The organism is Streptomyces sp. NPDC007346 (assembly GCF_040703535.1).
Classification (GTDB): Bacteria; Actinomycetota; Actinomycetes; order Streptomycetales; family Streptomycetaceae; genus Streptomyces.
The window spans coordinates 195,509-217,567 of the sequence record NZ_JBEYKR010000001.1; the positions used below are offsets into that span (position 1 = coordinate 195,509).

A 22,059-nucleotide genomic window follows, 5' to 3' on the forward strand; every position below is an offset into this window, starting at 1 on the left:
TTTCAGGGCGTCGGCGTGACCCGCTCCCCGAGCGCCCCGTCCTTCTCCTCGTACACGGTCCCGCTCCGCGGGCACTCCCACGCACCCGGCTCGCCCTCGCGCGCCACCAGGCGCACGCCGCCGTGGCCCACCCAGCCGATCCGCCGGGCCGGTACGCCGACGACCAGGGCGAAGTCCGGGACGTCCTCGGTCACCACGGCACCCGCCGCGACCATGGCCCACCGGCCGATCCGCACCGGCGCGACACAGACCGACCGCGCACCGAGCGAGGCGCCCTCGGCGACCTGGACGCCCACGGCCTCCCAGTCGCCGCCGCGCTTCTGCCTGCCGTCGGGGTCCACCGAGCGCGGGTTGCGGTCGTTGGTGAGGACCACGGCCGGGCCGACGAAGACCCCGTCGCCGAGTTCGGCGGGCTCGTAGACGAGGGCGTAGTTCTGGATCTTGACGTTGTCACCGATGCGTACGCCGGCGCCGACGTACGCGCCGCGGCCGACGACGCAGCCTTCGCCGAGCTTCGCGCCCTCACGGATCTGCGCCAGCTCCCAGACGCTGGAGCCCGCTCCGATCTCGGCGCTCTCGTCGACCTGCGCGGTGGGCTGGACCCTGTGGTTCACGGCGTGCGCCTTCCGGAGAGCTTGACTGGCCCGGAAGGAAAGCATAGGACGGGCGGTGGAGCCGGGGAGCCGGCGCGGCCGGGAGGGGCCCACCCCGGTTTGACCCCTACACCCCCGCCCCGTAATCTTGACCCTCGGTGTGTTTTCCGTACACACCTACCCCTGAGCACATCCCTCCCGGTAACGGTCGGTGTTCGCGCCGTCCGCCAGGAGAGGCCGCTCATCCTTCCGGATCGGCGCGGGCCTCGGCCCGTGCGAACGGCTGGCATCAGGGGATCCGTTCCGAGCGAGAGAGAGATCCGCGTGTACGCCATCGTGCGCAGCGGTGGTCGCCAGCACAAGGTAGCTGTCGGCGACATCGTTGAGGTTGACAAGATTTCCACTGCCAAGGTTGGCGACACGGTCGAGCTCTCGACCCTGCTCGTTGTCGACGGCGACGCCGTGACCAGCGACCCGTGGGTGCTGGCCGGGATCAAGGTCCAGGCCGAGATCGTGGACCACCACAAGGGCGCGAAGATCGACATCCTTCGCTACAAGAACAAGACCGGCTACCGCCGTCGCCAGGGTCACCGCCAGCAGTACACGGCGATCAAGGTCACCGGCATCCCCGCGGCTGCGAAGTAAGGGACTGAGAACACATGGCACACAAGAAGGGCGCATCGTCCACTCGGAACGGGCGCGATTCCAATGCTCAGCGGCTCGGCGTGAAGCGCTTCGGCGGTCAGGCCGTCAACGCCGGTGAGATCCTGGTCCGCCAGCGTGGCACCCACTTCCACCCGGGCTCGGGCGTCGGCCGTGGCGGCGACGACACGCTGTTCGCGCTGACCGCCGGTGCGGTGGAGTTCGGCACGCACCGCGGCCGCAAGGTCGTGAACATCGTTCCGCTCGCCGTCTGATCTCCTCGACGCGCGCAGAACGACACACAGCACCTTCCGAGGGCGGATCTCAGCTTTCCCGGCAACCGGGGAAGCGGGTCCGCCCTCGGCGTGTTACGACAGAGACAATTCCGCATTGACCGCAGTACCTGGAGGCACCAACCATGACCACCTTCGTGGACCGCGTCGAGCTGCATGCCGCCGCGGGTAACGGAGGCCACGGCTGCGCCTCCGTACACCGTGAGAAGTTCAAGCCGCTGGGAGGCCCCGACGGGGGCAACGGCGGACGGGGCGGCGATGTCATCCTCGTCGTCGAGCAGTCCGTGACCACGCTGCTGGACTACCACCACAGCCCCCACCGCAAGGCCACCAACGGTCAGCCCGGCGCCGGCGACAACCGCTCCGGCAAGGACGGCCAGGACATGGTCCTGCCCGTGCCCGACGGCACCGTGGTCCTGGACAAGGCGGGGAACGTGCTCGCCGACCTCGTCGGCCAGGGCACCACCTTCGTCGCCGGCCAGGGCGGCCGCGGCGGCCTCGGCAACGCGGCGCTGGCCTCCGCCCGCCGCAAGGCGCCCGGTTTCGCGCTGCTCGGCGAGCCGGGGGAGAGCCGGGACATCGTCCTGGAGCTCAAGACCGTCGCCGACGTGGCCCTCGTGGGGTACCCGAGCGCGGGCAAGTCCTCGCTGATCTCGGTGCTCTCCGCGGCCAAGCCGAAGATCGCGGACTACCCCTTCACCACGCTCGTCCCCAACCTCGGCGTCGTCACCGCCGGCTCGACCGTCTACACCGTCGCCGACGTCCCGGGCCTCATCCCCGGCGCCAGCCAGGGCAAGGGCCTCGGCCTGGAGTTTCTGCGCCACGTCGAGCGCTGCTCGGTGCTCGTGCACGTGCTGGACACCGCGACGCTGGAGTCCGACCGCGACCCCGTCTCCGACCTCGACATGATCGAGGAGGAGCTGCGGCTCTACGGCGGCCTGGACGACCGGCCGCGCATCGTCGCCCTGAACAAGATCGACATCCCCGACGGCCAGGACCTCGCCGACATGATCCGCCCCGACCTGGAGGCCCGCGGCTACCGCGTCTTCGAGGTCTCCGCGATCGCGCACAAGGGCCTCAACGAGCTGAGTTACGCGCTCGGCGGGATCATCGCGGAGGCACGTGCCGCCAAGCCGAAGGAGGAGGCGACCCGCATCGTCATCCGCCCCAAGGCCGTCGACGACGCGGGCTTCACCGTTACCCTGGACGACGAGGGCATCTACCGGGTGCGCGGCGAGAAGCCCGAGCGCTGGGTGCGCCAGACCGACTTCAACAACGACGAGGCCGTCGGCTACCTCGCGGACCGGCTCAACCGCCTCGGCGTCGAGGACGCCCTGATGAAGGCGGGCGCACGGGCCGGCGACGGCGTGGCGATCGGACCCGAGGAGAACGCGGTCGTCTTCGACTGGGAGCCGACCGTGACGGCCGGCGCCGAGATGCTGGGCCGCCGTGGCGAGGACCACCGCCTGGAGGAGCCGCGCCCGGCTGCGCAGCGCCGCCGGGACCGCGACGCCGAGCGTGACGACGCGGAGAAGGAGTACGACGAGTTCGACCCGTTCTAGGCGTGTCCGGCGGGTCCTGACCGGGTCCGCGGTGCGCGTTGCGACTCCTTCGGGTGAACATCCGGACCAGGACGGTTACGGAACAAGGACCGGTTACGGAACCAGGACCGGTCACGGGACCGGACGGCTCGGCTCCGGATGGGGCCGGGCCGTCCGGCGGCCTCGGAGGGCGGAGCCGGGCCATCCGGTGGTCTCGGGGGCGGAGCCGGGGTCGTCCGGCGGTCCCGGGGGGCGGAACCGGGCCGTCCGGCAGTTCCGGCGGCCCCACGGCGCCCGGGGCGCAAAGGCGCGGAATGACGCAACACCTCCGCGGATGGGCTCGCCCCGCGCACCACCCCACGCACCGGCCCGCGCCCTCCGGCCGCCCCGGCCGAAGGGTGAATCGCGCGTTTCCGCAGGGCGAGCGGTGGACGACGTCCACCTTGCGAGACGGTCACGGAGAGTGCGAACATCGCACTGTTCCCCCGCCATAGCAAGGTAGGTCGTCTGTGTCTGTGCCGCACGAAGCCAAGCCCCGGACCACAGCCGTCGTGCTCGCCGGTGGCACCGGGCAGCGCGTGGGGCTCTCGATCCCCAAGCAACTGCTGAAGGTCGCCGGCAAGGCGGTCATCGAGCACACGCTGACCATCTTCGAGAACGCCGAGGACATCGACGACGTCATCGTGCTGATGGCACCCGGCTTCGTGCCCGACGTCGAGAAGATCGTCGCCAGGGCCCGGCTGGCCAAGGTCACCCGGATCATCGAGGGCGGCACCACCCGCAACGAGACCACCGAGCGTGCCATCGCGGCCCTCGGCGAGGGCCTGGCCGAGGGCGAGGATCTCAACGTCCTCTTCCACGACGCGGTGCGCCCGCTGTTGTCACAGCGAGTGATCAAGGACTGTGTCGACGCCCTCGACCGCTACCAGGCCGTCGACGTCGCGATCCCCTCCGCGGACACGATCATCGTGACCCGCACCCACGGCGGGGACGGGGAGTTCATCACCGAGGTCCCCGACCGCTCCCGGCTGCGCCGCGGCCAGACCCCGCAGGCGTTCAAGCTCTCCACGATCCGCAAGGCGTACCGGATCGCGGCGACGGACCCCAACTTCCAGGCGACCGACGACTGTTCGGTGGTCCTCAAGTACCTCCCCGACGTGCCGATCTATGTGGTCGCGGGCGACGAGTACAACATGAAGGTCACCCAGCCGGTCGACGTCTTCATCACCGACAAGCTCTTCCAGCTCGCCTCCACCGCCGCCCCGCGCCAGGCCGACGAGGCCGCCTACCGCGAGCTGCTCTCCGGCAGGACCCTCGTCGTCTTCGGCGGCTCGTACGGGATCGGCGCCGACATCGCGGCGCTGGCCGGGAGCTACGGTGCGAGCGTCTACGCGCTGGGCCGTTCCACCACCGGTACGCACGTGGAGAACCCGGCCCACGTCGACGAAGCGCTCTCCAAGGCGTACGCGGAGACCGGGCGCGTCGACTACGTCATCAACACCGCGGGCGTCCTGCGTATCGGCAAGCTGGCCGAGACGGACAACGCGACGATCCAGGAAGCCCTGAACGTCAACTACCTGGCCCCCGTCCAGATCGCACGCGCCTCCTACAAGTACCTTGCCGAGACCAGGGGCCAACTGCTGCTCTACACCTCCAGCAGCTACACGCGAGGCCGCGCGGAGTACAGCCTCTATTCCTCCACCAAGGCCGCGATGGTCAACCTGACCCAGGCGCTCGCCGACGAGTGGGCGCCCGAGGGGATCCGGGTCAACTGCGTCAACCCGGAGCGGACCGCGACGCCCATGCGCACCAAGGCGTTCGGCCAGGAGCCGGAGGGCTCGCTGCTCTCCTCGGAGGCCGTGGCGAGCACCTCGCTGGACGTGCTGCTCTCCGCTCTGACCGGTCACGTCATCGACGTACGGCAGCAGGACCCGACGGCCGAAGCCTCCGCGTCCTCCGGATTCGAACAGGCGCTCGCCTCCGTGCTGGACCGCCAGGGAGATGTGTAATAATCCTCGCCAATTGTGTGTGGACGGGCCTCTGTTACCGCTTAGCGGTTATCGCGTGACGCGATATCAGAGGCCCGTGTGCGTGAAACCGGGTTTTCCTCCTTCTCTCAGTACGTGAATCAAACCGGCACCCCCTGGAGCAGGTTCCTCGTGATCTCGAAAGCCATTCGACTGGCCCGTGTGGGCAGCAGGTCAGAACTGGCGGCAGCGCTGTTGATGGTGCTGGGGTATCCCTGCGTCATGCTCGCCGCGCTCCTTCCGCACGTCTGGCTCTTCGCGGCGGCCGCGGCTGTCACGTATGCCGCGGACGGGTATCTGCACCAGCGGGGGAGCTATCTGATCAACCGGCTGGGCAAGGTGCGGGCCGGACTGTCCATCCGCTTCCTGCTGCGCCAGCTGATGCTCGTCCTGCTGCTGGCCCGGATGAACCTCGCCGAGGAGCCGCCGTTCTACACGGCGGTCGCCTGCTTCCTGCTCCTGTACGGCCTACAGGCCCCGCACGGCGCCCTGACGACCCTGATCCGGCTGCGCCGCACCATGCCGGTCGTCACCCGCAACGTCGACCTGAACGCCGTACGCATCCCCGACGCCCCGCCGGACGCGCTGCTGGACCGCTCGGCCGAGAAGATGCTGCACTGCGACATCCCGGCGATGGCCGGCCTCCTCATCGCCGCCCGGACCGGTCAGGACGGCATCGGCTACGCCGGCGCCGCGCTCACCCTGCTGCTCGCCCTGGCCTACCTCGCGGCGCTCGTCCCGTACGTGCGCCCCGGCCGTCTGGTGCCCCCGGCCCCCGCCGTGCTCAAGGCCGTCGACACCTGGCTGCGCGAGTACCAGCCGACCGTGGTGCTCTACTTCTCCGGCTCCAACGAGTCCGCCTACCAGGGCAACATGTGGCTGGACACGATGGCCCGCGTCGAGGGCCGGCCACTGATCATCATGCGGGAGCGCGGCCTGGTCCCGCAGCTGGCCGAGACCTCCGTCCCGGTGCTCTGCGTCCCGGCGGGCACACACCTGATGAACCTGGACCTCTCCACCGTCCGGGTCTGCCTGTATCCGGCCAACGTCGGCAAGAACATCCACATCCTGCGCGTACCGACCATGAAGCACGTCTTCATCGGCCACGGCGACAGCGACAAGCTCGCCAGCGTCAACCCGTACTCCAAGGTCTACGACGAGGTCTGGACGGCCGGCCGGGCGGGCCGCGACCGTTACGCGCTGGCCGACGTGGGCGTCCGCGACGAGGACATCGTCGAGGTCGGCCGCCCGCAGCTGGAGCCCGTCGAGAGCTGGACGGGCTCGGTCAGGAACCCCATCCCGACCGTGCTGTACGCCCCCACCTGGGAGGGCTGGGACGACAACCCCGGCAACACGTCCCTGCTCCTGGCGGGCGAGAACATCGTGCGCCGGCTGCTCGCCGCCGCCGACCCCGTCCGGATCATCTACAAGCCGCACCCCTTCACCGGCATCCGCAGCGGCAGGGCCAAGGCCGTCGACGGCCGCATCCGGGCCATGCTGGGGAAGGCGGCCGCGGAGCGCGCGGCCGAGCCCCGCTGGGTGGAGGAGGCCGAGCGGACGGCCGCCGACCGGAGCGCCGCCAAGGCCGAGGTGGTACGGATCAACGCCCGCCTCACGGAGCTCGCGGTCGTGGGCCGCTCGGGCGGGGACGAGGCGGAGGAGTCGCGGGTCTCGCTGGCCGACCCCGCCCGCGAGGCGGAGGCGGAGCAGCTGAGGGCCGCGTGGAACGACGCCTACTGGCGCTCCTTCGGCTGGTGGGAGCACCGTACGGTGACGGGCACGCAGCCCAAGCTGTACGACTGCTTCAACGAGTCCGACGCCATGGTCTCGGACATCTCCAGCGTGGTCTCCGACTTCATCGCGAGCGGCAAGCCGTACGCGGTCACCGACTCCGCCGCGCTCGGCGCCGAGGAGTTCAAGCGGCAGAACACCGCCGTACGGGCCGCGGTCATCCTGTCCAACAGCGCCGAGGAGCTCGACGAGCTGCTGGCCGCCGTCGCGGACCCGGCGGCCGACGCGCTGGCCGGGGCGCGCCGGGAGCTGAAGACGTACCTCCTGGGCCCGGACGAGCCGACCTCGATGGAGCAGTTCAACGCCGCCGTACGGGCGCTCGCGGCCAAGGCCGAGGCCCGCAACGCCGGTGTCGCCCAGCGGATCGGGGACCAGGCGGTGGCCGTCCCGGACCGCGAGGCGGGCACCAGCGGCGTCGGTACGGGCGAGGCGGAGGCGCTGGCCGAGGCCGGTGCGACGGCGGACCCGGACGCGGTGGCCGCCCTGGAGGGCGAGGCGGCGGCAGCGGTGGAGAGCGCGGTCGCGGAAGGGACCACGACGGCGCACTGAGGCGCACCGCTGATCGGACTGTCCGAAAAAGACGCAACCCCCACAGCGACCCGTACATCTCCCCACCGGGGAAGGAAATGTACGGGTCGTTCGGCATGTCGATGCAAAAATGTGCAGAGTCGGGCAATTCATCTTCTTTCGTGATCAAATCGACAGGTGCACATGGCCGACATGCCCAGGACGAACCACGAGCCCGACGTCAGTGTGATCATCGGGGCGTATGAAGCGATGCCCTACCTGATCCGGTGCCTGGAGTCCGTCGACGCGCAGACGATCGGCGCCGAACGCCTGGAGATCGTCGCGGTCGACGACGGTTCCACCGACGGCACGGGCGAATACCTGGAGGAATTCGCCGCCCGGACGGCGATCCCCATGCGTGTGCTCCGGCAGGCCAATTCCGGCGGCCCCAGCGGTCCGCGGAATGTGGGCCTGGGACTCGCCCGCGGCCGGTACGTCTTCTTTCTCGACGCCGACGACTATTTCGGTGAGGAAGCTCTGGAGCGCATGGTCGCCATGGGGGACCGGGCGGGCACGGACGTGGTGCTCGGAAAGATCGTCGGCGTCGATCGCGCCGCCGCCAAGTCGATGTGGAAGGAGACCGTCGAGCGCGCCGACCTCTACGACTCCAACATCAAATTCACGCTGAGCGCGCAGAAACTGTTCCGGCGCGACCTCCTCGTACGGCTCGGCATGCGCTTCGACGAGAAGCTGAGGACGGGCGAGGACGCCCTGTTCACGATGGAGGCGTATCTGCGCGGCAACGGCGTCTCCGTCGTCGCCGACCACATCTGCTACTACCTGGTGGGCCGGGAGGACGGCAAACACGTCACCAAGAGCGGCGGTTACGTGCCGCGCTTCGACTCGGCCAGGGCGCTCATGGAGCTCATCGCCGCCCACGTCCCGCCGGGGGAGCGGCGCGACGCCCTGATGGTCCGGCCCTTCGTCATCACCCTGCTGCCGCAGTTCGGCCCCTCCCTGCTGCGGCAGAGCGAGGCCGTGCGGAAGAAGAAGATGGAACTGGCGGCCCCGCTGATGCGGGCCCACTGGACGCCGGGGCTGGCCCGCCGCCTCAAGGTCCAGGAGAGGCTCCGGCTGACCTGCGTGGCCCAGGGCCGGATCGACATCCTCCTGAGCGTCCTGGAGTTCATGGAGGACGGGAAGAGACCCAAGGTGGTCCGCAAGGGGCTGAGGGGCCGGCTCCACCTCGCCTACCCGCACCTCGGCGACCGGGCGGGGCTGCCGGACCCGGTGTACGAGCTGACCGTGACCGAACGGATCGGCGGCGGGAGGACCGCGGTGCCGGAGCGCCAGACCGCCGCGGTCTTCGTACGACGCCTGGTGCACAAGGCGCGCAGGACGGCGCGGTCCACCCTGCAAGCCCTGCATGTCCCACGGCGGGCCTAGAGGGTGTCCGGCGGGGCCCTCGGCCCCTGGTCACCCCCCGGGGTCTCACTCCTCGGGGCGCAGCAGTTTCCTGACCGGGCGCGCCACCACGCGGCGGGCCCGCCGGTAGGCCGACGGCAAGGTCGCTCCTCGCCGGCTCGTCTGCACCTTGATGCTGACCGGGGGCGTCTTCCTGGCGAGCTGCCCGCGCAGCTGGTCGTTCTCCGAGGACAGCTCCTCCATACGGCCTCGCAGCCAGTTGAAGCGGCCGCTCAGGGTCTCGGGGTCGCTGTCGATCCACGGGCGCACGGCGGGCGGGAGCGTGAGGCCGGCCAGCCGCGCGTCGAACGCGGCACCCCCGTCGCCGTGCGTGAACGTGTTCTCCAGGCCGTTCTTCTCCATGAACCCGGTGAAGCGCAGGAAGCGTTCCTTGTGCCCGTTGACGAGCTCCCCGAAGTCGGCCGCCTCGTACAGCTCGGCGGGGTCGACGGTCCTGGGGACCTCGGAGATCTTGCGGTGCGGGATGCCGAAGTACCGGCACAGCTCCAGGGTCCGGGAGTCGCTGCACAGGACGGTGCTCGGGACACCGGCCAGCAGCGCCGCGATGTTGCCGTGGATGCGGGAGCCGAAGGAGAAGTCGAACTCCCGCAGCTCGCCGATCCAGGTGGCCGGGTCGACATAGAGCCGGACCTTGTCCTCGCGGTACATCGGGTGCGACGGGTGCGTCGGCATCGAGGTCTGGGCGCCCGTGGGGTGCGCGGTCTCGCGCCAGTGCAGCAGCTCGGCCTCGAGGAGGTTCTGTCCGACGAACCTGAGGTGCGGATAGCGCCGGTGGGCCCGGCGGATGACGGCGTCGAGCCCGTGCGCGCGGACGGCGCTGTGCGAGCCGTTCACCGAGACGCGGGAGTCGGGGGTGAGCGACTCCACCCGCTTGTCGAGGGTGAACGTCTCGCCGTTCATGAACATGGAGGGGCAGCCGATGACCTCGACGTCCCGGAACCCCATGTCCTTGAGGTACTGCTCCGTGAACTCGCCCCGCACACCGATGGATACGCTGCGGTCGAGGACCGCCGTGACGAACTGCCTGACCGTCGGCTCCATCGGCTTCAGCCGCGTCGCGTCGTACCTGAGATCGGCCTGGGCCCCGACGCCCAGGACGACCACGGGGATCCGTAACCTCTTGATCAGCTGCGTCATCCGCGTCAACGCCCGCTCGAACGTCGGGCGGAAGGCGTTGGCCAGGGGCACGACGAAGACGTCGTACTCCTCGTTGATGCGCTCCGCCTCGGACGCGACCGCCCGGATCCCGTTGGAGACCACTTCCGTCTGCGGGGTCGTCAGGATCTTGTGCGCGGCGTCGCTGAAGATCAGGTTTCCCGCGTTCGTCGCGAAGACGTCTCTGTGGAGCGACCGTTCGAGGGAGTCCGCATCGAAAGGACTTTTGCCCGATCGGAGAAGAATGCGCCTTTTCCTGGCCAATGCGTCAGTCACGCGTAAAGCGTAGCCTGGTGAACGCCTGGCGAAGATTGCGTCAACAGTCCGTTCCTCGGTCCTCGGAGGAGCCGATCGGGCCACCTCGCGTACATTGTGGGCGCCGATGAGGACGACATGATGGGGACGGCGTACGTGTCAGGGGCAAACGAATTCGAAGGCGTACGCCGCACACCTGTTGACGAGGGTGGCGCCGGGCGGAGGCCGGACGTGACCGACGCCCGCAGGATCGTCGTCAAGGTCGGCTCCTCCTCGCTCACCACGGCTTCCGGAGGCCTCGACGCCGACCGGGTCGACGCCCTCGTCGACGTCCTGGCCAAGGTCAGGGACGGCGGCCACCGCGAGGTCGTCCTCGTCTCCAGCGGTGCCATCGCCGCCGGGCTCGCCCCGCTCGGCCTGGTCCGCAGGCCCAAGGACCTCGCCCGCCAGCAGGCCGCCGCCAGCGTCGGCCAGGGCCTCCTGGTGGCCCGCTACACCGCCTCGTTCGCCCGCTACGGCGTCCGCGTCGGCCAGGTGCTCCTCACCGCCGACGACACCAGCCGCCGCGCCCACTACCGCAACGCCTACAGCACCCTGGACCAGCTCCTGGAGATGGGCGCCGTCCCCGTCGTCAACGAGAACGACACCGTCGCCACCGACGAGATCCGCTTCGGCGACAACGACCGGCTCGCCGCCCTGGTCGCCCACCTCGTCCACGCCGACCTGCTGGTCCTCCTCTCCGACGTGGACGGCCTCTACGACGGCCCGCCCGGCACCCCCGGCGCCGTGCGGATCGCCGAGGTCACCGGCGAGGGCGACCTGGCGGGCGTCACCATCGGCAGCGCCGGGAAGGCGGGCGTGGGCACCGGCGGCATGGTCACCAAGGTCGAGGCCGCCCGCATCGCCACCGCCGCCGGCGTCCCCGTCGTCCTCACCTCCGCCAGCCGGGCCGCCGACGCCCTGGCCGGCCGCGACACCGGTACGTACTTCCACCGCACCGGCCGCCGCTCCGCCGACCGGCTCCTGTGGCTCGCCCACGCCTCCACCCCGCGGGGCGCGCTCACCCTGGACGACGGCGCCGTACGGGCCGTGGTGGAGCGCCGCACCTCGCTGCTGCCCGCCGGGATCTCCGCCGTCGAGGGCGAGTTCAGCGCCGGCGACCCGGTCGAGCTGCGCGACCTGCGCGGCACCCCGGTCGCCCGTGGACTGGTCAACTTCGACGCGAAGGAGATCCCCCAGTTGCTCGGCCGGTCCACCCGCGATCTCGCCCGTGAACTGGGCCCCGCGTACGAGCGCGAGGTCGTACACAGGGACGATCTGGTCATTCTCGCGCCCCGTCTCACCCCCTGAAACGGCGGAAAGTCCGGCCATCGGGCAGGGACCTTTACCAAAACCGCCCCACACCAGGCCGTGGGCTGGTCCACTTTGTAGCGGGGAATCAGGGGTTCGCACAGCAACACATCACAGGAGGCCGCCGGTGAGACGAGCGCGCCCGGGGGCGTCGCCCCGAGGCACGGGCAGCCGCGCCCTGACGAGTGTCGGAGCGGGGGCTGATTTCGACCGGAACCCGCCACAGGGAGGCGCCGCCGACCAGGAGCCGGTGACGGAGCGGCGGGAGGACCACCCGCAGTCGAAGCTCTGGCACATCACCCTCAGCGTCTCGGGGACCGAGACCCCGCTGGAGGAGGTCAGACGCGGCCTGGAACAGCTCGCCCACGACCATCCCTTCCTGCTGACCAGCCGCTACGCCGACGACCACGCGGAGATCCGCTACTGGGAAGAGGCCCGCGACCTGCACGACGCGGCCGCGGTCGCGCTGCGGCTGTGGGGCGAGCACCGCTCCAGCGCCCAGCTGCCGCCGTGGAAGATCGTCGGCCTCGAGGTCATCGACCGCGAGACGTACCACCAGCGCATCGCCGAGGGCTACGGGCCGCCGCCCGCCGCCCCCGTCGGTGTGCACCCCTACTGACGTCGGGGCCAGGGCTGTTCCACGGCCGATCCAGGGGGCGTCCGCCCCTCGGGTCGGCCGTCTCGCATCACGGGATACGTGCCGTGGGCCCGCGGAGCGCGCATTACCCTGCGGGCATGACCACGCTCTCGCCCTACGACAACATGTCCCCGGTCACGCAGACCGCCTACCGGGCCCGTGCCGCCGCCGCAGACCTCGCGCCACTTCCCCGCGCCGCCAAGGACGACGCGCTGCTGGCCATCGCGGACGCCCTCGAAGTGCGGACCGCCGAGATCGTCGAGGCCAACGCGCAGGACGTCGAGCGAGCCCGCGAGGCCGGCACGAGCGAGGGCATCATCGACCGCCTCACCCTCACCCCGGAGCGCATCCGCGCCATCGCCGCCGACGTACGGGACGTGGCCGCCCTGCCCGACCCGGTCGGCGAGGTGGTGCGCGGCTCCACGCTGCCCAACGGCATCGACCTGCGCCAGGTCCGCGTCCCCCTCGGCGTGGTCGGCATCATCTACGAGGCCCGCCCCAACGTCACCGTGGACGCCGCCGCCCTCTGCCTGAAGTCCGGCAACGCGGTCCTGCTGCGCGGCTCCTCCTCAGCCTACGCCTCCAACACCGCCCTGGTCCGGGTCCTGCGCGACGCGGTCGGCGGCTCGGGCCTCCCCGCCGACGCGGTGCAGCTCGTCCCGGGCGAGAGCCGTGACTCCGTACGGGAGCTGATGCGGGCCCGCGGCCTGGTCGACGTCCTCATCCCGCGCGGCGGGGCCTCCCTGATCCGCACGGTCGTCGAGGAGTCCACGGTCCCGGTCATCGAGACCGGCACCGGCAACTGCCATGTGTACGTCGACGCGCAGACGGACCTGTCCATGGCCGTCGACATCCTGATCAACTCCAAGGCCCAGCGCCCCAGCGTCTGCAACGCCGCCGAGACCCTGCTCGTCCACAAGGACGTCGCCGACGCCTTCCTGCCGCTCGCCCTGGACGCGCTGGCCGAGGCCGGGGTGACCGTGCACGGCGACGAGCAGGTCCTCGCCCACGCCGAGTCCACCAAGGCCACCGTGGTCGCGGCGACGACGGAGGACTGGGAGACCGAGTACCTGTCGTACGACATCGCCGCCGCGGTCGTGGACTCCCTGGACGCGGCGGTGGCCCACATCCGCCTCTGGTCCTCCGGCCACACCGAGGCGATCGTGACCACCTCGCAGGCGGCCGCCCGCCGCTTCACCCAGCTGGTGGACTCGACCACGGTCGCCGTGAACGCCTCCACCCGCTTCACGGACGGCGGACAGTTCGGCTTCGGCGCCGAGATCGGCATCTCCACCCAGAAGCTGCACGCCCGCGGACCGATGGGACTGCCGGAGCTGACCTCGACGAAGTACATCGTCACCGGCGACGGCCACACCCGGTAGCCGCGCCTCGCCCGTACGCCGGGCCGGGCCGGGGCGGCGTACGGGCGAGCAGCCCCGGCGGATCACCGGCCCGGTCGGAGCGCAGGCCGGGCCGGATCACCGGCCCGGCGTACGGGACGGTATGCCCCGGTGGACGCGCGCGGTTGAGGACCGGCCGCATGGTCCCCTGGCCGCCCGCCGGGCGACTTTCCGGAACACCTGCGCAAAAGGTCCCGGCACGGCTACGCTGAATCCGTGCCGGACGACGTGGGGGGCAAGCCGTTCCCGGACGGCTGGGAGCCCGACGACGACCGCGGGGGCGCGGACAAGGACTTCGCCTCCGTGGTGTTCGACGAGGACTTCGTCCGGGCCGCCGTCGTCCATGAACCCACCGCCGTGGAGCGTCTGCTCGCCGCCGCGGAGGCCCGCGCGCAGGCGGACGCCGCCCGGACCCGCCGCAACCGCCGACCCACGGACGGAGAGTACGGCTCCTACGGGCGCTCCAGGGCCCGCCAGGACCCTCAGGACCTTGACTACGACCCCGATGGCGACGACGCCCGACCGGGCGCCTACGGGCAGGGCGGCTACCGGGGCGCCGCCCGCTGGCACCGCCCGGTCGCCTGGCTGCTGGCCCTGGTGATGGGCGTCGGGATGGTCGCCCTCGCCTTCTCCGCCGTCTACCGGGGGACCTCGGCCAACCGCCAGGACCCGGCCCCGCCCCCCGCGACCAGCGGCGTGGACCAGCCCGGGGCGCTTCCGCCGGCCGCCGTGGAGGACCCCCGCCCGGCCGTCTCCGCCGCGCCCCACGTTCCCTGAGCCGCCCGGCGCCCCGCCTCGCACGGCCGGACCGGCCCGCACGTCACCCGTACGGCGGCGGCCGCGGCCACCACTTCCCGCCGCTCCCCGCGTTTACGTACGCGCCGATCGATCTACTCTGAAGATGTGACCCCTCGCTCCCCGGGGGGCTTCTCACTGCCGGACGCCCGACGGCCGAAGCAGACCGTCGCGCACCGAGCGGACCCGTGGTGCGGAGATCGGGAGAGAAGACATGACAGGCCGCTCAGAGCCGCCGAACGGCCCGCCCGAGAACCCCGAGGGCGGCGAGGACGAGTACCGCTCACTTGTCTTCGACGAATCGTTCATCCGCAGTGCCCGCATGCAGGAGTTCTCGGCCCAGGAGCGGATGGGCGAGCACGCCCGCGCCGTGCGGGCGCTGCCGGAGCCTGCGGCCCCGGCCGGCCACGGCTCCAGGGCCGCCATCGTGCTGGTCGTGCTCATCGCCCTGGCCTTCACCACGGCCGTCTACGTCGGCTTCCGCACTCCCTATCCGCAGCCCGTCACCCGACGGGCCGAACCGCTGCGGACCACCGTGGTGCCCCTCGCCCCGCGCGGAGCCGTACCCGCCGGATCACCCGAGCGGCTCTACGGCGCCGCCCCGCTCTCCGGCTTCCGGACCGGCGCGGAGGGCATCAACTTCCCCTCCGTCCGACGCACGCAGAACTTCTCGGACAGCCAGATCACCACCGCACTCGCCATCGTCAAGGACTACCTGGTGGAGTCCTCGCTCAACCCGGACGTCCTCATCGGCCAGGTCCGCCGGCCCGTCGAACAGCTTCTCGACCCGGACCAGCGGGGCCAGTTCGAACGGTCCATGAGCAACCCCGCCGACGACGGGCTCCACGCCGCCACCGGCTGGCTGGTGCGCTTCGACCCGGCGCAGGTGGAGCTGGCGGACCCGCGGGTCCGGGTCCAGGGCACCCTCTCGTACGCGGAGGACGGCGCGGGCACCCTGGAGGTCGTCTCGGACCACACCTTCACCTACGCCCTGCGCCCGGCGGAAGACCCCCGGAAGGAGGACGGCGCGTCCCTCTTCACCGTCCGGCGCGAGCTGAACTTCCGCTTCGACCGGGAGGACCTGCGGCTGCACCGGCTGGAGCTGCGCACCGCCCACGTACAGGCCGGGCCGCAGTCCTGCTCGGCCGGTGCGGCGGGGACGCTGCGCCCGCTCCTGGCGGGGGAGCGGGCCGACGACCGGGGCCCCGCCGCCACCGACCCGTACGCCCCGGGCCGGCCCGCGGCGGCGCTCTGCGGGACCCTGGCGCCGCCGGCCGCCGCTACCCCTTCCGGGGCCCCTCCTCAGGCCCCTCACTCCCTCCGGGAGTTCCGCCCTCACCCGTAGCGGAACCGCCCGCACCGCCCTTGGCGGCGCCGGCGCCTCCGGTGAACTTGTCGCGCAGTTTGCCGCCCAGGTCCCCGGCGCCTCCGGCGATGTCACCGACCAGCTTCATCAGCGGGTCCTTGCTCGTGCGCACCGTGTCGGCGTAGTGCGAGGCCGACTCCCGGAACGAGTCCGTCACCGAGGTGTCCTTGTCCTCGTCGCGCCGGGGGTAGTGGCCGTCCATGATCCGCTGGTAGTCGCGGGTCTCCGACCACTTCTTCAGCTCGGCGGCCCTCACCGTGGTGAAGGGGTGCGTCCGGGGCAGCACATTGAGGATCTTGAGGACCGAGTCCCGCAGGTCCCCGGCCTTCTCGTACTCGTCGGCCTGGGCGAGGAAGGCGTCCACGTTCATCTCGTGGAGGTGGTTGCCACCGGCGATCTTCATCAGACCGCGCATCGAGGCCTGGATGTCCTGGCCCACGAGCAGCCCGGCCCGGTCGGCGGAGAGCTCCGACTTGCGGAACCACTCGCGCAGCGCCGTCACTATCGCCATGATCGCCACGTTGCCCAGCGGGATCCAGGCGACCTTCACGGCCAGGTTGGTCAGGAAGAGCAGTATCGTCCGGTACACCGAGTGGCCGGAGAGCGCGTGGCCCACCTCGTGGCCCACCACCGCCCGCATCTCCTCCTCGTCGAGCAGCTCGACCAGGCCGGTGGTGACCACGACGATCGGCTCGTCCAGCCCGATACACATGGCGTTGGGCTGCGGGTCCTGCTTGACGTACATCGGCGGGACCTTCTCCAGGTCCAGGATGTAACACGCGTCGCGCAGCATGTCGTTGAGATGGGCGAACTGCGCCTCGCTCACCCGGACGGAGTCGGAGAGGAAGAGCAGCCGCAGGCTCCGCTCCGGGAGCAGCCCGCTGAGCGCCTTGAACACGGTGTCGAAACCGGTGAGCCTGCGCAGGGCCACCAGGGCCGAGCGGTCCGCCGGGTGCTCGTAGGCCCGGGAGGAGATCCCGGGGAACCGCCTGCGCGCCCTGCTCGGCACGTTCTCGTGACTGATGTCGGTCATGGATGGCCCCCTGTTCGTACGAGACGTTGCTCGTCCCCCGGACAAATGCCAGCGTATGCGCTGGCGCTACGGTGTGCGGGGGCTGTGGACAACTGTGAGGAGCGCCCGAAATGCCGCACACCGCCGTACTGCTCGCCGCCGTCGCCGAGGAACAGGGACCGGGGGCCACCCTCCGGATCGTGCTGCTGGCCTCGATCGTCGGAGCGGTGCTGCTGGCCTGGTTCCTGCTGCGTGGTTACCGCAACAAAGATGACAACGACTGAGTCGGCGTGAGCGTGCCCGAAGGCCCCGCATACGATGTGCCCGACGTCTTCCTTCCGATTCACGATCGATAGGTCCTGCTGAAGATGAGCCTCACGAGCACCGCACACGAGCTGGTCACTCTCGCCTCCGAGGGTGGCCACGGCGGCAACCACGAAAGCCTCAACCCCTACGTCGTCGGCGCCGGAGCCTTCCTCGCGCTGATGTTCCTGCTCTGGGTCACCACGCGCTTCAACCGCGACCGCTGAGGCGGAGGCGTACAGCTGTGCCAGTAGGCTCTGCACGCATGGGAGAGCAGGAAGTGCCTACCGGCCCCGGCAAGCGCCGAATCGGCGTCATGGGCGGGACGTTTGACCCGATTCACCATGGACACCTGGTGGCGGCCAGTGAAGTGGCCGCCCAGTTCCACCTCGACGAGGTCGTGTTCGTCCCGACCGGGCAGCCGTGGCAGAAGAGCCACAAGAAGGTCTCCCCGGCCGAGGACCGCTATCTGATGACGGTCATCGCCACCGCGTCCAACCCGCAGTTCTCGGTCAGCCGCAGTGACATCGACCGTGGCGGACCGACGTACACCATCGATACGCTGCGGGACCTGCGCGAGGTCCACGGCGACGCGGACCTCTTCTTCATCACCGGCGCCGACGCGCTCTCCCAGATCCTCACCTGGCGTGACGCGGAGGAGCTGTTCTCGCTCTCCCACTTCATCGGTGTGACCCGGCCGGGTCACGTGCTCACGGACGACGGACTTCCCGAGGGCGGCGTCTCCCTCGTGGAGGTGCCCGCGCTGGCGATCTCGTCCACGGACTGCCGTGAGAGGGTCGCGCAGGGGGAGCCGGTCTGGTACCTGGTACCGGACGGTGTGGTCCGCTACATCGACAAGCGCCAGCTGTACCGCGGCGACTGAGCCACGGAGAGGGGCACCGGTGAACGACCGACAGAACCCGTACGACCACGACCCGTACTACCAGCAGCCGCAGGTCATCGGCTACGACGAGTACGGGCAGCCGGTGTACCAGCAGCAGGGGCAGCAGCAGTACGACCCGTACGCCCAGCAGGGCCAGGACCAGGGCCAGGGGCAGAGCCAGGCCCCGGACGCGGGATACGGATACGACCCGTACGGCCAGTCCCAGCAGCCCCAGGCCCAGCCCTACGACCCCTACGCGGGGCAGTCCCCCCAGCCGGACCAGGGCGGCCGGGGCACCGACCAGGGGTACGGCCAGGGAGACCAGGGGTACGGCCAGGGCGGGCAGTACGGCTACGGGGGCTACACCGACTACGGCTACGCCACCGGGCAGCAGTCCGCCGCCGTCGACACCGGCCAGCAGTGGAACATCCCGCAGCAGTCCGCCGCCCCCGCACCCGAGCAGGCCCCGCCGCCGGCCTCACAGCCCACGCGCGAGCAGGCCCCCGAGCCGGAGGCCGACGCGGACCGAGCCGTCCCCGGGCAGCGCGGTCCGGCCCCGGACTACCGCACCGAGCAGTTCTCGTTCATCGAGGAGCCCGACGAGGACTCCGAGGACGTCATCGACTGGCTGAAGTTCACCGAGAGCCGCAGCGAGCGGCGCGAGGAGGCGCGGCGCAAGGGCCGCAACCGGATGATCGCCCTGATCGTCGTCGCCGTGCTCGTGGTCGTCGGCGGGGCCGGCTACCTCTGGTCCGCCGACATGATCCCCGGCCTCTCCGGCTCGGAGGAGAAGAAGGCCGTCGCGGCCGGTGCGCAGCAGCGTGACGTGATCGTCGTGCACCTGCACAACACCAAGAAGGGCGGCACGTCGACGGCCCTGCTCGTCGACAACGCCACCACCAAGCAGGGCACCACCGTCCTGCTGCCGAACACCCTCGCCGTCGCCGGTGACGACGGAGCCACCACCACGCTCGGCAAGTCCGTCGACGACGACGGCAGGACCGGCACCCGGGAGTCGATCGAAACGCTCCTGGGCACCAGGATCAGCGGCACCTGGCGGCTGGACACCCCGTACCTGGAGATCCTCGTCGAGCAGGTCGGCAACATCGAGATGGACACCGACATCGATGTGCCCGACGCCAAGAAGGGCGCCGAGCCCCTGGTGAAGAAGGGGGAGGCGCAGACGCTCAGCGGCCCGATGGCCGTCGCGTACGCCACCTATCTCGCGCCCGGGGAGGCCGAGGCCAAGCAGCTGACGCGGTTCGGGGAGGTCATGCGCGCGGTGCTGCGCAAGATCTCGGAGGACCCCAAGGCCGCGACCGTCACCGTGGAGACGCTGGCGCAGGTCCTGGACCCGTCGCTGCCGGAGAAGGACCTGGGGGCCTCGCTGGCCAAGCTGGCCTCGCGGGCCAAGATCGGTGACTACAAGACGACGATGCTGCCGGTCCAGGACGACGGCACCCTCACCGACGCGGCCACCCGCAGCGTCGTCAAGGACATCCTCGGCGGCACGGTGAAGGCTCCCGAGGAGGGCGCGCCCCTCCGGGTTGCCGTCCGCAACGCCACCGGGAACACCAAGGCCGGGGAGTCCGCCCGGATCACGCTGGTCAACGGCGGCTACGCCTTCGTGGACAGCGGCAAGGCCGAGGGCGAGGCCGAGTCCGTCGTGATCTACCGGAGTGCCGAGGACAAGGAGAAGGCCACGGAGGTCGCCAAGACCCTGGGGCTGCCCGAGGGCGCTGTGAAGAAGGGCGAGCCGGCCGCCAACGCGGACGTGTCCGCCGTGCTCGGCCAGGACTACGAGGTCAAGTAATCGTCGGCGGGAGGGGTTGTCGGCGGTCCGTGAGACCCTAGAGGTTGCATCCGACCGCCGACGAAAGCCTGCATGTGACCGCCACGGACCGCTCCATCGAGCTCATCAACGCCGCCGCCCAGGCGGCCGCCGACCGGCTCGCGCACGACATCATCGCCTACGACGTCAGCGATGTGCTGTCGATCACCGATGCCTTCCTGCTGGCCTCGGCCCCCAACGACCGCCAGGTCAAGTCGATCGTCGACGAGATCGAGGAGCGGCTCCAGAAGGAGCTCGGCGCCAAGCCGGTGCGCCGTGAGGGCGACCGCGACGCCCGCTGGATCCTCCTCGACTACGTCGACATCGTCATCCACGTCCAGCACAGCGAGGAGCGCGTCTTCTACGCGCTGGAGCGCCTGTGGAAGGACTGCCCGGAGATCGCCCTCCCCGAGGACGCGATCAAGACCCGCGGCAAGGCCGAGGAGCACGCACAGCTCAACGGCGGCACGGAAGGTGACCAGAGCTGAACGGCAGCCGCAGCGGCAGGGGCCGCAGGATCGTCCTCTGGCGTCACGGCCAGACCGCGTGGAACCTGGAGCGGCGCTTCCAGGGCTCCACGGACATCGAGCTGACCGAGGAGGGCGTCGGGCAGGCCCGCAGGGCCGCCCGGCTGCTCGCCTCGCTGAAGCCCGACGCCGTCGTAGCCTCCGACCTCCGGCGGGCGGTGGCCACGGCCGCCGAGCTCGCGGCCGTCACCGGCCTCACCGTGGCCCATGACGCCGCACTCCGTGAGACGTACGCGGGCGCCTGGCAGGGCCTGACGCACGAGGAGATCGTCGAGCGGTACGGCGAGCAGTACACGGCGTGGAAGCGCGGCGAGCCGGTGCGCAGGGGCGGCGGCGAGCTGGAGACCGAGGTCGCCGACCGGGCCGCCCCGGTCGTCCTGGAGCATGCCGAGAAGCTGCCGGCCGACGGCACGCTCGTCGTGGTCAGCCACGGCGGCACGATCAGGACGACGATCGGCCGTCTCCTCGGCCTGGAGGCGCACCACTGGGAAGGGCTCGGTGGGCTGACCAACTGCTGCTGGTCCGTCCTGGGCGAGGGCGCGCGCGGCTGGCGCCTGCTGGAGCACAACGCCGGCACGCTGCCGGAGCCGGTGCTCGGCGACGACGTCTAGGGCCTCGCGCGGGTCCGGTACGCCTGCGGATCGGAGCCTCCGGGGCGCTGTTCGCGGGCCCTCCCGCGGGCCCTCCCCGGGCGGCCGCGGCCGGATTTCACTTTCCGGCAGGTCACAGGCTAAAGTTCTTCTTGTTCGCAGCGCGGAAACGCAGGGAAACAGAGCGAACAGCGGGGCTATAGCTCAGTTGGTAGAGCGCCTGCATGGCATGCAGGAGGTCAGGAGTTCAATTCTCCTTAGCTCCACAATCAGGATCCCGTCCCCGTCTGGGGGCGGGATCCTCTGCATAGGGGCGTGAAGCGGGCTGACCCCCTTGCGGGGTCATGGCAGAATCGGAGCGCCGGAGGGGGCGACGGACCGATCGGGAGGGAGCGCGATGCCTGCGAGTCGCGAACGCGTCCCCGACCTGCCCCTTGTCGCCACCTCGTCCCCCGGCCCCGTAACGTCCGAAGATCGATCCCGGCTCGGCTGTCCGTCCTGCGGTTCGTCCCACGTGGCCCAAGTCCTGGGCGACAACGGAGGGGTCTCCTACGTGTGCACGGCCTGCGGCCACAGCTGGAGCTGACTGATGGGTGCACACAGGCGTAAGTGCGACTGGTGCGGCAGCGGTACGCCCATTGTCAGGGACATGGACCCGATCAACCCGGAATACCAGTACTGGTGCGAGGAATGCGCGCGGGCGCTGATCATAAAAGGCGACCCCATCGAGACCTACCGGGAGCTGGAGGGGGAGCCGATCTACGGGCGGCTCCTGGAGGAGCACTGCACCCTCAAGCGGTTCTACTCCTTCGCCACGGCCTGACCCTCTGACCTGCGCCTGACGGTTCAACCTGCGGGATGATTCGGGCATATGCGCACGCACCGGAAACGATTTGGTGAAGCACCGGGGGGACCGTGTAATGTTCTCGATGTCGCCAAGGGAAACCGGGCGGCGGACAGCAAGGGGCTATAGCTCAGTTGGTAGAGCGCCTGCATGGCATGCAGGAGGTCAGGAGTTCAATTCTCCTTAGCTCCACAGTGAGGAAGCGGGGGACCCCGCGAAGGTTGGACCCCTA

The 22,059-nt window shown here is 70.6% G+C and carries 22 protein-coding genes and 2 tRNA genes; 21 read left to right on the forward strand and 3 right to left on the reverse strand.

Annotated elements, in window-relative coordinates; translation table 11 throughout:
* Nucleotides 1-2 precede the first annotated feature (2 nt).
* Nucleotides 3-614: an acyltransferase gene (locus AB0917_RS00735; RefSeq protein WP_366817251.1), complete on the reverse strand. Its 612-nt coding sequence runs from the start codon at nt 612-614 to the stop codon at nt 3-5.
* A gap of 303 nt (nt 615-917) precedes the next feature.
* On the opposite strand from AB0917_RS00735, the gene rplU reads away from it, so the two are divergent.
* The 6 genes from rplU to AB0917_RS00765 all read left to right on the forward strand — a co-directional run bounded on the left by rplU (nt 918) and on the right by AB0917_RS00765 (nt 8,840).
* Nucleotides 918-1,238: a 50S ribosomal protein L21 gene (gene rplU / locus AB0917_RS00740; protein ID WP_008738952.1), complete on the forward strand. Its 321-nt coding sequence runs from the start codon at nt 918-920 to the stop codon at nt 1,236-1,238.
* Between the two features lie 14 nt (nt 1,239-1,252).
* The gene (gene rpmA, locus AB0917_RS00745) at nt 1,253-1,510 is read left to right on the forward strand and encodes a 50S ribosomal protein L27 (protein WP_164612097.1); all 258 of its coding nucleotides are present in this window, start codon (nt 1,253-1,255) and stop codon (nt 1,508-1,510) included.
* Between the two features lie 143 nt (nt 1,511-1,653).
* Nucleotides 1,654-3,090, forward strand: a complete 1,437-nt coding sequence (gene obgE / locus AB0917_RS00750; RefSeq protein ID WP_366817252.1) for a GTPase ObgE — start codon at nt 1,654-1,656, stop codon at nt 3,088-3,090.
* Between the two features lie 488 nt (nt 3,091-3,578).
* Nucleotides 3,579-5,078: a bifunctional cytidylyltransferase/SDR family oxidoreductase gene (locus tag AB0917_RS00755; protein WP_366817253.1), complete on the forward strand. Its 1,500-nt coding sequence runs from the start codon at nt 3,579-3,581 to the stop codon at nt 5,076-5,078.
* 240 nt (nt 5,079-5,318) lie between these two features.
* The gene (locus AB0917_RS00760; protein ID WP_366817276.1) at nt 5,319-7,436 is read left to right on the forward strand and encodes a hypothetical protein; all 2,118 of its coding nucleotides are present in this window, start codon (nt 5,319-5,321) and stop codon (nt 7,434-7,436) included.
* 162 nt (nt 7,437-7,598) lie between these two features.
* Nucleotides 7,599-8,840, forward strand: a complete 1,242-nt coding sequence (locus tag AB0917_RS00765; RefSeq protein ID WP_366817254.1) for a glycosyltransferase family A protein — start codon at nt 7,599-7,601, stop codon at nt 8,838-8,840.
* 45 nt (nt 8,841-8,885) lie between these two features.
* Here AB0917_RS00765 and AB0917_RS00770 read toward each other — a convergent pair whose 3' ends face one another.
* Nucleotides 8,886-10,310 carry a polysaccharide pyruvyl transferase family protein gene (locus tag AB0917_RS00770; protein ID WP_366817255.1) on the reverse strand — a complete coding sequence of 475 codons (1,425 nt, stop codon included), beginning with the start codon at nt 10,308-10,310 and terminating at the stop codon, nt 8,886-8,888.
* A 210-nt stretch (nt 10,311-10,520) separates the two neighbouring features.
* Between AB0917_RS00770 and proB the strand changes: the two genes are divergently transcribed.
* The 5 genes from proB (at nt 10,521) to AB0917_RS00795 (ending at nt 15,816) form a co-directional block, all read left to right on the forward strand.
* Complete coding sequence (gene proB, locus AB0917_RS00775) at nt 10,521-11,639, forward strand: glutamate 5-kinase (protein ID WP_366817256.1); 1,119 nt, start codon at nt 10,521-10,523, stop codon at nt 11,637-11,639.
* A 127-nt stretch (nt 11,640-11,766) separates the two neighbouring features.
* Complete coding sequence (locus tag AB0917_RS00780) at nt 11,767-12,258, forward strand: hypothetical protein (RefSeq protein ID WP_366817257.1); 492 nt, start codon at nt 11,767-11,769, stop codon at nt 12,256-12,258.
* 116 nt (nt 12,259-12,374) lie between these two features.
* Nucleotides 12,375-13,658 (forward strand): glutamate-5-semialdehyde dehydrogenase, encoded by a 1,284-nt coding sequence (locus AB0917_RS00785; RefSeq protein ID WP_366817258.1) that lies wholly within the window; start codon nt 12,375-12,377, stop codon nt 13,656-13,658.
* Nucleotides 13,659-13,892: 234 nt separating this feature from the next.
* Nucleotides 13,893-14,453, forward strand: coding sequence for a hypothetical protein (locus tag AB0917_RS00790; RefSeq protein WP_366817259.1), 561 nt, complete (start codon nt 13,893-13,895; stop codon nt 14,451-14,453).
* 232 nt (nt 14,454-14,685) lie between these two features.
* Nucleotides 14,686-15,816: a hypothetical protein gene (locus AB0917_RS00795; protein WP_366817260.1), complete on the forward strand. Its 1,131-nt coding sequence runs from the start codon at nt 14,686-14,688 to the stop codon at nt 15,814-15,816.
* Here the strand turns inward: AB0917_RS00795 and AB0917_RS00800 are convergent.
* Nucleotides 15,752-16,870: a M48 family metallopeptidase gene (locus AB0917_RS00800; protein WP_366817261.1), complete on the reverse strand. Its 1,119-nt coding sequence runs from the start codon at nt 16,868-16,870 to the stop codon at nt 15,752-15,754. The genes AB0917_RS00795 and AB0917_RS00800 overlap by 65 nt on opposite strands.
* A 110-nt stretch (nt 16,871-16,980) precedes the next feature.
* On the opposite strand from AB0917_RS00800, the gene AB0917_RS00805 reads away from it, so the two are divergent.
* The 10 genes from AB0917_RS00805 to AB0917_RS00850 all read left to right on the forward strand — a co-directional run bounded on the left by AB0917_RS00805 (nt 16,981) and on the right by AB0917_RS00850 (nt 22,019).
* Nucleotides 16,981-17,133, forward strand: coding sequence for a hypothetical protein (locus AB0917_RS00805; protein WP_366817262.1), 153 nt, complete (start codon nt 16,981-16,983; stop codon nt 17,131-17,133).
* An 84-nt stretch (nt 17,134-17,217) separates the two neighbouring features.
* A complete protein-coding gene (locus tag AB0917_RS00810) occupies nt 17,218-17,379 on the forward strand; it encodes a hypothetical protein (protein ID WP_366817263.1) in 162 nt (53 codons plus the stop codon).
* A 38-nt stretch (nt 17,380-17,417) separates the two neighbouring features.
* Complete coding sequence (nadD, locus tag AB0917_RS00815; RefSeq protein WP_093693259.1) at nt 17,418-18,035, forward strand: nicotinate-nucleotide adenylyltransferase; 618 nt, start codon at nt 17,418-17,420, stop codon at nt 18,033-18,035.
* Nucleotides 18,036-18,054: 19 nt separating this feature from the next.
* On the forward strand, nt 18,055-19,848 hold the full coding sequence (locus AB0917_RS00820; protein WP_366817264.1) for an LCP family protein: 1,794 nt from the start codon (nt 18,055-18,057) through the stop codon (nt 19,846-19,848).
* A gap of 74 nt (nt 19,849-19,922) precedes the next feature.
* A complete protein-coding gene (rsfS, locus tag AB0917_RS00825) occupies nt 19,923-20,354 on the forward strand; it encodes a ribosome silencing factor (RefSeq protein WP_010062919.1) in 432 nt (143 codons plus the stop codon).
* Nucleotides 20,351-21,004, forward strand: coding sequence for a histidine phosphatase family protein (locus tag AB0917_RS00830; protein ID WP_366817277.1), 654 nt, complete (start codon nt 20,351-20,353; stop codon nt 21,002-21,004). The genes rsfS and AB0917_RS00830 overlap by 4 nt, the downstream gene beginning before the upstream one ends.
* A gap of 172 nt (nt 21,005-21,176) precedes the next feature.
* Nucleotides 21,177-21,249: transfer RNA gene (locus AB0917_RS00835), tRNA-Ala, on the forward strand.
* Nucleotides 21,250-21,380: 131 nt separating this feature from the next.
* Nucleotides 21,381-21,569: a hypothetical protein gene (locus AB0917_RS00840; protein ID WP_093693263.1), complete on the forward strand. Its 189-nt coding sequence runs from the start codon at nt 21,381-21,383 to the stop codon at nt 21,567-21,569.
* 3 nt (nt 21,570-21,572) lie between these two features.
* A complete protein-coding gene (locus AB0917_RS00845; protein WP_015608461.1) occupies nt 21,573-21,806 on the forward strand; it encodes a hypothetical protein in 234 nt (77 codons plus the stop codon).
* 140 nt (nt 21,807-21,946) lie between these two features.
* A tRNA-Ala gene (locus AB0917_RS00850) sits at nt 21,947-22,019 on the forward strand.
* The last annotated feature ends 40 nt before the right edge of the window (nt 22,020-22,059 follow it).